At 39.4% G+C, this 13,987-nt stretch carries 9 protein-coding genes and 1 pseudogene; 1 reads left to right on the forward strand and 9 read right to left on the reverse strand.

Annotated features, from left to right (window positions below; all coding sequences use genetic code 11):
- Positions 1-93: 93 nt before the first annotated feature.
- The gene (locus tag D0T85_RS03050) at positions 94-669 is read left to right on the forward strand and encodes a DUF6621 family protein (protein ID WP_163210125.1); all 576 of its coding nucleotides are present in this window, start codon (positions 94-96) and stop codon (positions 667-669) included.
- Here D0T85_RS03050 and D0T85_RS03055 read toward each other — a convergent pair.
- The 9 genes and pseudogenes from D0T85_RS03055 to D0T85_RS03090 all read right to left on the reverse strand — a co-directional run bounded on the left by D0T85_RS03055 (position 666) and on the right by D0T85_RS03090 (position 13,969).
- Positions 666-1,271 (reverse strand): DUF4252 domain-containing protein, encoded by a 606-nt coding sequence (locus D0T85_RS03055; protein ID WP_163210127.1) that lies wholly within the window; start codon positions 1,269-1,271, stop codon positions 666-668. The genes D0T85_RS03050 and D0T85_RS03055 overlap by 4 nt on opposite strands.
- An 11-nt stretch (positions 1,272-1,282) precedes the next feature.
- On the reverse strand, positions 1,283-1,789 hold the full coding sequence (locus D0T85_RS03060) for a hypothetical protein (RefSeq protein WP_163210129.1): 507 nt from the start codon (positions 1,787-1,789) through the stop codon (positions 1,283-1,285).
- Positions 1,770-2,285: an RNA polymerase sigma factor gene (locus D0T85_RS03065; protein ID WP_163210131.1), complete on the reverse strand. Its 516-nt coding sequence runs from the start codon at positions 2,283-2,285 to the stop codon at positions 1,770-1,772. Before D0T85_RS03065 ends, D0T85_RS03060 begins: the two co-directional genes overlap by 20 nt.
- 153 nt (positions 2,286-2,438) lie before the next feature.
- Positions 2,439-2,723 carry a hypothetical protein gene (locus tag D0T85_RS03070; protein WP_163210133.1) on the reverse strand — a complete coding sequence of 95 codons (285 nt, stop codon included), beginning with the start codon at positions 2,721-2,723 and terminating at the stop codon, positions 2,439-2,441.
- Positions 2,724-2,793: 70 nt separating this feature from the next.
- Entirely contained in the window at positions 2,794-6,789 is a 3,996-nt protein-coding gene (locus tag D0T85_RS03075; protein WP_163210168.1) for a two-component regulator propeller domain-containing protein, read from the reverse strand.
- Positions 6,790-6,978: 189 nt separating this feature from the next.
- Positions 6,979-7,707: an esterase family protein gene (locus D0T85_RS22695; RefSeq protein ID WP_239060629.1), complete on the reverse strand. Its 729-nt coding sequence runs from the start codon at positions 7,705-7,707 to the stop codon at positions 6,979-6,981.
- 81 nt (positions 7,708-7,788) lie between these two features.
- Positions 7,789-9,513, reverse strand: a pseudogene (locus tag D0T85_RS03080) (glycoside hydrolase family 43 protein); the annotation flags it as partial.
- 171 nt (positions 9,514-9,684) lie between these two features.
- Complete coding sequence (locus D0T85_RS03085) at positions 9,685-11,646, reverse strand: glycoside hydrolase family 5 protein (RefSeq protein ID WP_163210138.1); 1,962 nt, start codon at positions 11,644-11,646, stop codon at positions 9,685-9,687.
- A 109-nt stretch (positions 11,647-11,755) separates the two neighbouring features.
- A complete protein-coding gene (locus D0T85_RS03090; RefSeq protein ID WP_163210140.1) occupies positions 11,756-13,969 on the reverse strand; it encodes an endo-1,4-beta-xylanase in 2,214 nt (737 codons plus the stop codon).
- Positions 13,970-13,987: the final 18 nt, after the last annotated feature.

The following is a 13,987-nucleotide window of genomic DNA, read 5'->3' on the forward strand; positions in this document are numbered from 1 at the left end:
AGATATAACTATAAAAAAGAAGACAAAAAGTCATTATTTTAGACAGAATTGGAAAAAGACTTGTATCTTTGAAGCTCAAATTTAACTATAACAATGGAAGAGAAAATTAAATTCCCGGAAACCGTATTTCTTATCGACAGTGATTTCCTGAATCATGTGCTTACTGATATCAAAGCTTATTTTGGTAAACAACTAAACCGGGAATTGCCTGATATTAATCTGGACCAGTTTATAACTTTCCTAGCTTTAGATGCTTCCATTGCGGATGGCGAGAAAGAGATTATGGTTATTCTGACTCACGATAACAATACACAGAAACTTGTGCACTGTAATCCTTCGCATTTCAAGAACGAACTTAACAATGTGGCATTTAAGAACAACTTGGGCGAGTTTCAGTTTACAAGTATTTCGCCGGAAGGGGTTGTTACCCAGGAAGAACTTTTTATGAATCTGCTGGAACTTATTTGCGATTCGCAAGATGTTCGGAAAATCGTTCTTATTCCTTTCGAAAACCAATATAGTAATGAAGTGCTGGCTGCTTTAGAGAATTGTAAAAAAGAGGTTGTTTTGTTTGGAATGAACAAACCCGAAGCAATAAAAAAGCACCAATGGGAGGTGTTGGCCTTTCCATTGATGCAAGCTCTTGGTATTAAAGGAGATGAAATTTAGAATGTGATACTCACTCCGGCGAGTTTCATACTCACCTGGTTCATAATCTCATTTCCAAGATCATCAATCCATGACAGGTCTAAGTTTTGAACGTTATTTAGAATATCTTCATAGTAAGGTGTGGATAGGTGATAGCTTATTCTTTGAGAGCTGGTTAGCTGCTGAATATCTTTGAGAGTCATATCACCTACCAGGTGAACATAACTTAGTTTGTTAGTAGCATCGGTAATCATGATGAGTTCTTTTACTTTATCGCCTTTCTTCTTCACATAGAAGGAGGAAGAAGAGTGGATTCCTTTTTGTTTCATGAGAACTTCATATTTACCCTTCTTTACAAAATCGTCGAGATCGCTCCGCATGCCGCGCCTTACAACATTGTCCATAGTAGAAACAATATAAACTGCTTCCAACTGTCCGGCAACCTTGCTTATATTTACATCTTTGGTATAAATTTTAGGTTGCATTTCGAGCATTGTTTTTGATATGTACACTGAAGATACATTAGACTTATCATTGTATTTATCAAAAATATTGCTTTGTGCCTTCGCCAGTAAGGGGCAAAGAACAGCTAAAGCAAATAAAATGAGTATGTTTTTTTTCATAACCTGATTAATTATTGTATTTCTTCTATTATTTCCTGACTTATATTGTTCACATCCTGACGTACTTCTATCAACTGGGCCATGCCATCGTTCAGGTTAGAGGAGATTTCGTATAAAGCAGCCTGCATTGCTTCGTATGCGTCCTGCGGATTGGTAAAGGTATCTTTAGGATGCCCATTGCGAAGATGCATAATACCATAGGCCAACCCAACAATCAACAGTACACCTGCTGCTATGCTACCAACTCTTTTCCAATTAAATACGGTTTTGTTTTTAACCATAAACCGTTTTTCTTCTGCTGCCTTTTCATCAATCAACTTAATGAGTTTGCTTTCCAGTCCGAGAGGTACATCTACTTTGGTTACTTTTCCGTAATCAACAAATATCTTTTGGTCAAGCTTAAATTGTTCGGGAACTTCTTCTGTTTCGAAGTATTCTCTCAGCGCCTCTTCTTGTTCTTCTGTAGTTTTACCTTCGTAAAACTCTTCCAGCAATTTTTCAATTTCCCCGACTTTCATAACTACTAAGTTTATTATATTCTTCTCTTATTTTTTTTCTGGCTCTTGATAGTAATACCCGCACATTTACGGAACTCAGTCCGGTGATCTGTTCTATTTCTTCGTATGAGCATTCTTTGATATCACGCAAAATCACTATTTTTTGCTGTTTATCTGGTAATTCTGCTATTATATTCTTTACTATCCTTACTTCATCACGCGATTCAAGTGTATCAGAATTTGTGATTTCGTTTACTTCTCCTAACTCAACCGTTTGCCGGTTCAGTATTGATTTTCCGGAACGAAGAATATCATAACACATGTTTTTCACCAATCGTATGGTAAATGCTTCCGGATTGCTGATGATGGTTAATCCATCTCGTTTATTCCACATCTTCAGATAGGCTTCCTGCACCAGATCTTCGGCATCGGCTTCGTTTTCGAGTAACCTATAGGCCACGAAATAAAGCTTCCGGTGAAAAGGTAGAAACGTTCTTTTAAATGTTTCAGCATCCATAAATGTTTGATCAGTCTTCGATTATATTTCTAAGACGTTGATTATTGAGTATTGTTACAGAAGAATAGAATATATTTCAATAAACGATAAAAAATAAAGGGAATAATACTTTTTATAGCATTATTCCCCTTTTTCTTAATCTAAAGATTAATGTTATTCAGCTGTTTTTTCTGCGCAACATTCTTTAGCTTCTTTTTTTGAGCAAGCAGCTTCCTTTGTGCAAGCAGTTGAGTCGTTTTTGCAACATGCAGTAGAATCTGCTTTGCTGCATTCTGTAGAGTCTGCCTTGCAACATTCTTTTGAATCTTTAGCGCAAGGTGCTTGTTCTGTTCTTGTTTCTGTCTCTGTAGTTGCTGCTTTTTGAGTATTTCCACCACAAGATACAACTGTCATAGAGAATACCACAGCCACTGCTGCCAAGAATAATTTCATTTTCATAATCAATTTGCTTTAAATTATAGATATAAGTGCGGTGCAAAGGTATAAAATAAACTTAAAATAAGTATAATTAAGATTCATTTTTATCCAATTGTTCTTTCATATACACAGTTGGTGGTATACCATATAACTCCTTGAATGAAGTTGAAAAATTATTGGGATCGGCAAACCCTGTTAGCTCTGCTATTTCGCCAATGGTGTGTTGTTTTTCCGATAACAACCGGGCAGCTTCTTTTAAACGTATGTTACGAATAAAATCACGCGTAGATTGATTGGTTAATTCTTTTAGCTTACGATGCAGATGTACACGACTTATCCCCACTTTTTCTGTTATCATTTCAACAGTGAGGCCAGGATTACCTATATTTTCATTTATCACTTTCATAACCCGTTCCAACAGTTTTTCATCGGGCGATTTAACTTCTATTTTCTGTATCTTATCTTCCTGCAACTGCTGTCCGCTGTATACCTGCCGTAGTTTATTCCGCGTATTGATAAGGTTCTCTGCTGTTTTTTGCAAAATATCAATATTAAACGGTTTGGTTATATAAGCATCGGCTCCGATGTCTAATCCTTCTATATTATCTTCTTCTCTGCTTCTGGCCGTCAGGAGGATAACCGGTATATGATTCAGGTTTACATTCTGCTTTATCTTTTTACACAGAGTCAATCCATCCATTTCGGGCATCATAATATCGCTGATAACCAGATCGATTTTTTTCTTAAATATTACAGATAGTGCTTCTTTACCATTACAGCATTCCATTACATGAAACAGGCTAGCAAACTCCCGACAAATGTATTGACGGATTTCTTCGTCATCTTCAACCACCAATATCCGACTCTTGTTTTTTGCCTTTACTTTCTTTTTTTCGCTGTCAACATCTACATTAACTACTGGCAAAACTGGTGTTTCAACAATGTAATCGGGCACCCTATTCTGGGCATTGTCCAGCTCTTCGGGGCGTAAATGTTGTTTTCCGGACGGCAACCGGATAATGAAACGACATCCCGGACCTTCATCATTGTTTTCAACTACAATTTCTCCATGATGCAACTCGACCAGCGAACGAGTAAGGTGAAGCCCTATTCCTGTACCTCCTTTAGCATTTTGCTTGTTATTTAAAACCTGATAGAAACGTTCAAATATGTGTTCTTTCTCACTGTTGTCAATACCGGGTCCGGTATCCGAAACAATAATTTCAATAGTTTGGTCCTTGCCCTTTTGCAAATCAATATCTATTTTCCCTCCATTCGGAGTGAACTTTAGCGCGTTAGAGAGTATATTGAGTATTATTTTATCGAAGTTATCAGGATCTACCCACATATCCAGTTTTTGCATTTCATGATGAAACTGCAACTCTATGTTCTTGTTTACAGCTGGTTGGGCAAAGGTTTGACACAAATCTTCTATAAAAGGAATGATGTTGGTTTCCCTGAATTTCAATGTCATTTGTCCTTTATCTATTTTACGCATATCCATGAGTTGATTAACCAGATGCAATATACGTTCGGCATTGCGGTATATGATATTATACGTTTTCTGCCGGTCACCATCATCATCTGTTTTAATCAGTTTTTGTAACGGACTGATAATAAGCGACATTGGAGTACGTATTTCGTGCGATATGTTTATAAAGAATTGTAGTTTTGCTTCATTTATCTGCTCGGCGTGTATGTGTTGCAACATTTCATGCTTCATTCTGTATCGGTGCCGTATTTGTAAAATAACCACCAGTATAATTGTTACCAAGATTAAAAAGTAGATAACTTTTGCCCACCAGGAAGCATACCATGCCGGATAAATGTGTATGAGTACTTTTTTAATATCAGAATCCATTGTATAATCCTTGGCTTTTATCCTGAAGTCGTAAGTGCCGGGCACCAGATCACTGAAAGATATGCGATTACTTCCTTTGGGCAGACTTATCCACTGATCTCCATTCATAGAGTATTGATAGGTAATGCGTTCAGGGGCATTCAATTCTACAGGAGCAAACTCAATGGTAAATACATTGTCGTTGTGTGATAAATGAAACTCATCGGCATTGAAAACCGGACTATCAATTATATTGTATTTTCCCGATTTCATTCCTTTCCGAACCGGCCTGTTGTGCAAAAAGAATTCTGTAATGCGTACATCCCACTTCTTTGCCGGATTGGTAATTTCGCGGGGGTTAAAGTAGGTTATTCCATTTGTTCCACCAAACCAGATTATCCCTTTAGAATCTTTGAGAGAAGCATTTTTATAGAATTCGTTTCCTTGCAATCCGTCACCAACATAATAATTCACAAACTGGTTGTTTTTTTTCCGTAACATAGAAAGTCCGGCATTGGTGCTGAGCCATAAAAAATCATCGTCGCTTTCTTCTATTGCATATATGGTATTACTTGGTAATCCGTTGGCTGTAGTAAATTTGGTAGTTTCTCCGGTTGTTTTATCCCATTTACATAATCCCTGAGCACTCCCCATCCAGATAACTCCATCCTTGTCTTCGTAAATAGAATAAATAAGGTGACTGGAAAATAATTTCAGGTTTTTAAAATCATATGTATCCAAATCAATACAGTTTACTCCATCGTAACTACCTACATATAGTTTATTGTCGTTAGAGTAAAACAAACAACATATCCAGGAATTTACATTTGTATTGGCTGCATCGCTATATACAAATTGTTTTTTTGCTAAGTCGTAGTAAAACAAGCCAGCTCCCATGGTAGCTATCCAGAGGCGTTTATTCTTATCTTCGGCAAAATCGTACACCCGTTGAATGTTATTACCGTTTTTATCTACTAAATCATGTTGGTATGTGCAGTTTCCTGTTTTCCTGTCTAGCTTACCCATACCGTTTATAAACGATCCGAGCCATAAATTCTGCTCAGAATCTTCATACAGTTTTATAATAGTTGGAGGAACCGAGTTTGGGTTTTCCGAATAAGAATAATGATGCAATTGCCGGCCTTGTTCAGTGATTCCATAAATTCCATCGTTATCTGTTCCAACCCATAATATATTATTATGGTCTTTGCAAAGTGATGTAATACAGTTAGAGCCTATTATATTCCGGTTAATAGATTTATGTCCCATATATTTAAAACTATTAGCCTTCGGAGGAATCATAAATACTCCTTTTTGGTAAACTGCCAGCCACAGATTGCCTGCATTATCTTTTAATATGCCATGTATTTTCGAGTTTTTAGGATCGAAATAACCACTATCGAAGTGATATTCCGATATTTCTTTTCTTTTATCATTATATACAGCCATTCCCTGCCCGTCGGTACCTATCAGTAATTCATTTTGCCCATCGGGATAGAGCGTTTTAATGGGTAGCTTTTTATTCTTAGCATAGACAGGAACAAAATCATCTGTTTCTTTATCGTATTTGAGTAAGCCTTTTCCCAGACTTCCTACATAAACCTCGCCTTCTGCGTCTTCGCAAATACAAGAAATAGATCCGTTGTCTTTGGGTAGGTATTTTGATAAGTTATTATTGGTATCGAGTTTGTAAACTCCCTCTTCTCCCATTGTTATCCAAACATTGAGGGATTTATCTTCAATCATATCTCTGGAAATCTGAACTGGTATATCTACCCTTGTAACAATAAGTTCATTACCTTTAATTGTGAGTGTACAAAGATTATTGCCCGATACCCATACACTCCCATCTTGCCGTTCTATAATGTCCATTATATTACTTTCAAATATTTCTCCATTATCCCATCGGGCCAGTGGGGTAAAGTTATCCGTATCCGGATTATACATTTGTATACCAATGTATGTTCCAATGTATAAATGTCCTTTGCTGTCTTCGAACATTACACGAACGTAATTATGCGAGAGTGAGTGTTCGTTATCCGGTTCGTTTTTATATATGGTAAATTTAGCTCCATCGTAACGGTTCAGTCCATCTTCGGTTGCAATCCAAATAAATCCGTTCTGATCCTGATACAGTTGATTAATCAAGCTACTGGATAACTCCATGTCTGTAGTAAAAAGCTTATGAGCTTGTCCTTTGCAAAACAGGGAAAAAAGGATAAATAAAAAGGTTAACGCATTTCTCATGTTTTTCATCAGTGTTTTCGTAGTACAAAAGAAAACAAAACTTAAATAATATCCTAATCAAAAGAATAAATTAACGATATCAAGGCTCACTGAAAAAAGTCATTCTGAACGAAGTGAAGAATCTTCAAGGGCTACGGTAGCTCTTACAGATTCTTCACTTCGTTCAGAATGACGTTCTTTTTAGTCAACCTAAAATATCCTCTCTACAAAATTATACAACCCTTTCTTCCATACATTAAAATCGTGCCCACCGGCAGTTGTGTAATAAATATGCTCAATACCATTTTTCTGTAATGTCTTGCTATACTCCAATGGCCATTCTTTTACAACACCATCATTGCCTCCTTTTTGGATCATAATCAGTGTATTCTTTTTATATTTGGCAGGTATTTTTAATGTGCTTTTTGTAAATAGTCCTTCTTCCATATCATAAGGTAAAACTCCTATTGCCGGGGTAAGTGCTCCGATATAGGCAAAGTCTTCTATCAGGTTTATGCCTACATGTAATGCAGAGCGCCCACCCATTGACAAGCCAGCTACAGCCTGATTTTCTCGCCCAGACATTACTGAATAATGCTTTTCGATATAGGGTTTCAGATTATCGCGCAGTTCAGGAAGAAACTTGTCGAACTCGCGGAAATGTTCTACTGAGAAGAATTCCGGAGCTGCTGTTACATTTTTATGACGAACACGGATGTTAGGGATTACAATAATCATTTCTTTGGCCTTGCCTTCGGCTACCAGATTGTTTACTACTTCGTTGGGGTTTCCACCCAACCATTCGTATTCATTGCCTCCAATACCATGAAGCAGATATAATACAGGATACTTTCTACTTTTGGTGTAGTTAGGGGGCAGAATAACATTAGCATTCCTCTCATCTTCCGAAACCGTTGAATAATAAGTGATTTGCTCCATCACGCCATAGGAAACATCTGCTTTCCGGGCATCGAAACCCAGAGGTGTGGTGTATGCATTGGGGTGAATATCATTAGATAAGGTAGCGTGTAAACCAATTAATGTTCCAGTAAATCCTCCGGCAACATCGGTTGAAAGTATATCTCCCGATACAGTGCCACCCAGATTCTTAAAATCGCCACCGTTTGCGGCATAGTTGAATCGATAGTCATCTCCCTCGGCTGTAACTTGTAGCTTTACGGGTTTGCTGATATCAATCTTTTCTGAAGCAATAATGGTAGAAACAGCCTTTTTACTGGGGCCTCTCCCCTCGCCTTCTGTTCGTTGAAGTACAATATAATATTCTTTCCCGGTTTTGGTAATGCCAAATACATAATTGAATATCTCGCTCTGGTAGCAAACCAAACCCGCCAATTCTTTTTCTGAACGGGGAGTATAATCCATTGTTACTGTGGTGGTAAAAGTGTGGTGCTGCTGACGTAGGAAAAGAGTGGAAGTAGGTTTTACTTCTTTGATGTTGGTTGCAAAAGGATGTATCTTGATTCCGCTGTTGGTGATTTCCATAAAATCTTCGCGTGGGCCTCTTAGTCCAATCCAACGAAAATCCAAATTGCCACCAGTAAAGTTATCTGTAAAAGTAAAGTTTCCATTTGGGAAGAATCCGTCTTTACCGGTTTTGTTTTCTACTCCTTCAGGCATTTTCAATTTAGGCGACATTGGTACCAGACCATTTTCGAAAACCGGAAAAGTACCGCTCCAGTCAACAGGTAAGATAAATGTTTCCCGGCCAATGTTTACACGATTTTTTTCGTTGGGGCGAATACCCAGAAATACTCCATAGTACTTACCATCGGGACCTTCTACCAGGTCGGCATGTCCGGTCCAATTTACTTTATTTGAGCGGTTTTCTGGGAAATAGCGTTGTGTAAGGATAGGATTGCTTGGGGCTGGCGTATATGGTCCTTGTGCATGATCGCTTATAAAAATTACTTCGCTGTGCCAGCCGCCTGTTCCGCCTTCGGCGCACATCAGGTAGTATTTCCCATTTTTTTTGTAGATATGTGGAGCTTCGATCCAAATAGGTTTCTGAACAAGGTCTACACCACCATTCACTACAATACGATCGGTTCCGGCAATTACTTGATCTTTTTCTAGGTCGTATTCCCATACTTTAATTACGCGATGACCATCGTATAGCTCTTTCCCCTGATCGGGAGCATCATTATGAGCTACATAAGCTTTGCCATTATCATCAAAGAAAATTGAAGGATCTATTCCGTTAAAATTCAATTTGTATGGGTCGCTCCATCCTTGCAACGGATCTTTTGTTTTTACTACAATGTTACCAAATCCTCCAGCAAACTGAGTGGTAATCATATAAAATGTATCGTTGTATGGATTGTATTTAATATCAGGTGCAAATACACCTAGGTTAATTGGTGTATCATGAACCTTCAACTGGGATTTTCGGTCAAGAACATGTCCTATTTGTGTCCAATTAACGAGATCTTTAGAATGAAAGATAGGAACCCCAGGAAACATAGCGAATGTAGAACATACCAAATAGTAGTCATCGCCCTTACGGGTAATAGCCGGGTCGGGGTAGCATCCTTGTAAAATGGGGTTATAGAACTCATTGGGTTTTAAAGGATTGTTGGCATATACCTGTTCATTGCCTTGATAAGTGAATTGTGAAAAAACTGGTTTATTCTTTCCTACCACAGAGAGGGAACAAGAGAGAGAAAACCAGATTAAAAGAATAACTGATTGTTGTATGTGCAGAGGTAAAGATTTAATTTTATACATATATATTTTATTTTTGAATGTTACTTATGAAGAAAAAAACTATCTTCTGTCAATGCATTTGTGCCAAGCCGATGGCACAGCAGTGCCAAGCTGGTGGCACAAGAGTGCCGATTCGATGACACTGAATGGTTCCTGCACACTCTTCACAGAGAATGCAGGATTCTTTCTACCTTAATTAGTACTATTGTTTGAAAGATAAACATCTTTAACAACAATTGGTTTTCCGCCTGTAGACCAAAAACCAATAATATAGATATGCGACTGGTTTAATTTTACCTGTTGACCGTTGACTTTCTTGTACATATTATTGAGATCGACTACTACTCGCCTCGAATTACCGAAATCATACTCGGCTGGCTGAAACCAGTAATTATTCTCGTCGAAAAGGCGGAACGAAACAGCACTTTGATTGTCGTTATCAAGTTCTGCAATCAAATAGTGGTAGCCCGATAAATCGGCTCCGTTACTGTATTGCCAACCGCCAAAACCGTACATACCGGTAATCAATGTGCGTGTATCTTCATCGAATGTTCCTTTTTCCCATATCGAAGGATTAAATGTACCACTGGTCAGCGGAAAGGTAGTGGCTTTGACTCCTAAAGACATTTCCTTGCTCACCCCTGAGGTCGAGCGGTAAGCTACGGTCAGTGTACTGTTTCCATCTTTTAAAGCTATAATCCTTCCGTTTGCCTCTACCTGTACTACTGCGGGGTCGGAACTGGTGATTGTGGCTTGGGTGGTAACATGCTTGGTGAAACCGTCGGTATAAGTGGCTTTTACCACCAGATAGCGGTCGCCGCCTGTAAGTATGGAAATCTCATTGCCGGTTATACCCACCAATTCTATTTTATCCAATTCGCCATTTATCACCTCGCCATCGGCATATTCCTTAAACCAGTGATACATGGCCCACGGACATGCTTCGGGGTCGTTCAAGAAGGTATATGCTCCGGGGATGCCCGGTACATCTTTAAATGCTGCCAGTTGATCCGACCTTGTTGTAAAGAACAACCAAGACACATTGCCCGAATTGTCGGCTATATATTTGAAGTTGGCACCAAAACCCTCAGCTCCTGCTGTTCCGGTAATGCTCTTGCCCCAAGTGGCATTGTACTTCAGCGGTGCCCAATCTATCTCGGTCACCATGATAGGAGCAAAAGCCGCCACGGGACCTACCTGTGCATCCCATCCTCGCTGAAAAGCTTCGTATCCACTGCCTGTCGACGTGCCTATTCCTTCGCCGCTGTCTTGCTCGGCATCGCTGCCAAACCATCCCGGATAGCAGTGTACAGCAAAACCTATGTTGCTTCCTTCTATACGGTGAGTGGCATAACCTGCATAAGACGATTGGTATGCAAGCCCGGGCACCCAAATGATGTTGTTGCAGTTGCTGCGTATTTTATCGACAATGACTTGAAAGTAAATCTTCGCAGCCTCAAAGCAGGCATCGCTCGAGCTACCCCAAACGCCATCTGTGCCTTTAATATTTACCGGCTCGTTGGCCAGTTCGAACATAATTCCCGAATTATTCTTTAACGTTTTGTGCTGCGACACAATATCCCACACCTTCAGCAGAAATTGTTGATAGGTGTCGCCCACTTCTATCCCTTTATAAGGGTCGTGCGCAGGTGCTACTCCGGGCGGACGCAACACCACATACATGCCTTTTGAAATGAAGTATTCGGCCATAGGCACAAACACTTCGTCGAGATATTTACGAAAACGGGACTCCGAGAAACGTTCGTGACCTTCGTAACGCACAGAGGTCTGAGTGGGATCGTCGGTCCAGTAGGGATCCATGTGCAAACGAACGAAGTTGAACTTCCAACCTGCTGTCTGGATTCCGTCGACCATACGTTTATTGTAACTCAGACAGCCTTGCACATCATAGTTGTTCCATCCGTTGTTATTAAAAAACGGGCTGTAGGTTTGTGTAAAGCCATGTAGGTTCACAATCTCACCTTTGGTATTTTTCAGGTAACGACCTTCTACACTTAACAAGGGTAATGTTATTACATCGGTAGGCGGATCAGGATCAATGGGCGGATCGGGGTCGACGGGTGGTACATTGTCATCAGAGCAGGATGCAAATAAAACAACACACATTAATAGCATATTTAAAAACCTTATCATAATTCGTTTTTATTGTTTATTCCGTATTTCCATATAAAGTATAGTCAACAGTTACGATTGATAAGCAATCACCCCTTTCGGGGTGACCTTATGATTGATAACTTTTTAATTACTTTCCTGATAATCCATCAGCAAATCCAGCATAGGTATGCTTGCGACTGTAATTTAAATCCCAAAGTCCTATTGGTTCTCCACCTCTCCAACCTGAGTTGGCCGGACTATCTGTAACAGCCCATTGAGTAATACCATATTGTTGGCTTGATGGTATAATCTCAAAATACTTCTGTATGATAAACTTATAGAAGTTGGCCATAGCCTTGTGCTGTTCTTCGGTAACATTTTCGGTCAATACATTGTTACCTTCAACATCTACAAGTCCCATATCCAATTCGGAAATCTTTATCAGTTTTCCCGATGTTTTGAGTAGTTCAAACATTTTCACTATGTGGTTTTCTTTGCTTTGCTGAGTATCCGGATTCATGTAACAAGACACATGCATTTGGCTACCAATACCATCAATTCGGGTAACTCCGTCGGCTTCCCAACGTTCTATCCACTTGATGAGACTTTTCAGTTTCCCATTGTCGTCCCAATCCGACTCCAGATTATAGTCGTTAACAAAAAGTTGCATATTCTGCGGGCCATGCTGTCTTGTAAACTTAACGGCAAGTCGAACAAATTCCTCGTTACCAAGGTAATCCTGCCAGTAGAAATTGTTTTTAGCATCTTCTTCCGATACATTTTTAACCGATTGCAAGTCGTATATACCATCACCATCAAAATCGCCTCCCGAAACAGCCTCATTTACTACATCCCATGCAGTAACATAATCGCCACATGCTTCCATCATACCCTTAATCCAAGTTTCCAAAGCAGTGGTAAGTACTTCGGATTTCTCTTCAGGAGTCAACGGAATAGTATTTCCCGATTCTTCTATTTCAAAAGAGATATCATCAAAATAGTATGTATTGGCTTCTTGCAATATAGAAAGATTAAACGCAATGGTATTCATACCGTCTTGTTCACCACTAACAACACCTGTTTTGGTGTATTCTTTCCATTGGGTTGTTACATCAGGACTGCCCACCATTGACCAATGCAAATATCCTCCCGGATTATTGTGTGCCTGCGACTCTAAAGTTGCATTTTTTTCAGCTCTGACCTTCATACTGAAACGATAGGCATCTCCTTTCTGAAGTGTGAGAGGAACTTTTACGAAAAACTGAGTATCCCAAGCATTAACCGGATTATCATCCGATTGCACTACAATGGCTCTTCCTACGCCATCTGCCCCCGTACCAGCAACGCCAAACGTGGCAGCTTTAGGACCAACCGTTTTTTCGGTTACGTAAAAACAAGAAACATCATCACCCTCACAATCGCTGTTACTGAGCAAGTTTGTCCACCAAGTAGATGGTCCGGCAGCCATACTTTCAATTGCAAACGTAAAAGAAAGCCAATCCGGTTTGCTCCAATTGGTTAAAGTCTCTTCATCGAAAGATGTATTTGCAATTAAATTATTGTTAGTTCCAGTGGCTTTCAGAGAAAGATCGTCAAAAAACAAATCGCCTCCAAATGTACCGAAACAAAAGCGCATAATAGTCAAAGCATGCTCTGCCGTAAAAGTAACAGAAGTTTCGCTCCACTCTGTATCAATTATAAAAGGCGACAAGTATTGTGTGTTTGTTCCATCACCCGGCCAAAAAGGTATTTCTACCGGGGTAGAAGCTTTGGCACGCATGCTTATAGTGTATTCAACACCTGCGGTTAAAGGAGTTGATAAATTATAATATATTTCCCAATCCCAAGGTTTATCTTTTGCTTCTGGTGTATTGATGTGCAGAGCCTTATTAGCATCATTGGGATCTACTTCAATTTCCTTATTGGCAATAAGACCATTAAGGTAGGTGTTGTTTTGTTGGGCATGCCATAACAAAGTATGCCCATAAATGGTTAATCCGGCCGATTGAGCTGCATCTACAAATTTGTTCACCTCAGAGAAGTCCATCGAACCATTGTCGGCCACACACGAGGCATACTTCATGGCATTGCCGGCGGTCACTTCGTTGAAGTTAGAGAGGGTCAGGCCATATACTTGCTCTTTCTTAAGAAAATCGCTCACCGAAACACCAGCTCCCAACTTAAAGTTGGGATTGACGCTGCGGTCTATATAAGTTTTCAAAGCATCGTAGGCATTGAGATATTCATACTGAGCTATACTCTCAGGTTTATCAGTCTTATATTCGACGAAATTATCATCGGCACAAGCAGCCAGTGCAAATATTGCCCAAGCCAACAGTATTTTTCCAATATAGTTTTTCATGTTCATTTCTGATTTTAA

The organism is Bacteroides sp. 519 (assembly GCF_010500955.1).
Lineage (GTDB): Bacteria > Bacteroidota > Bacteroidia > Bacteroidales > Bacteroidaceae > Bacteroides.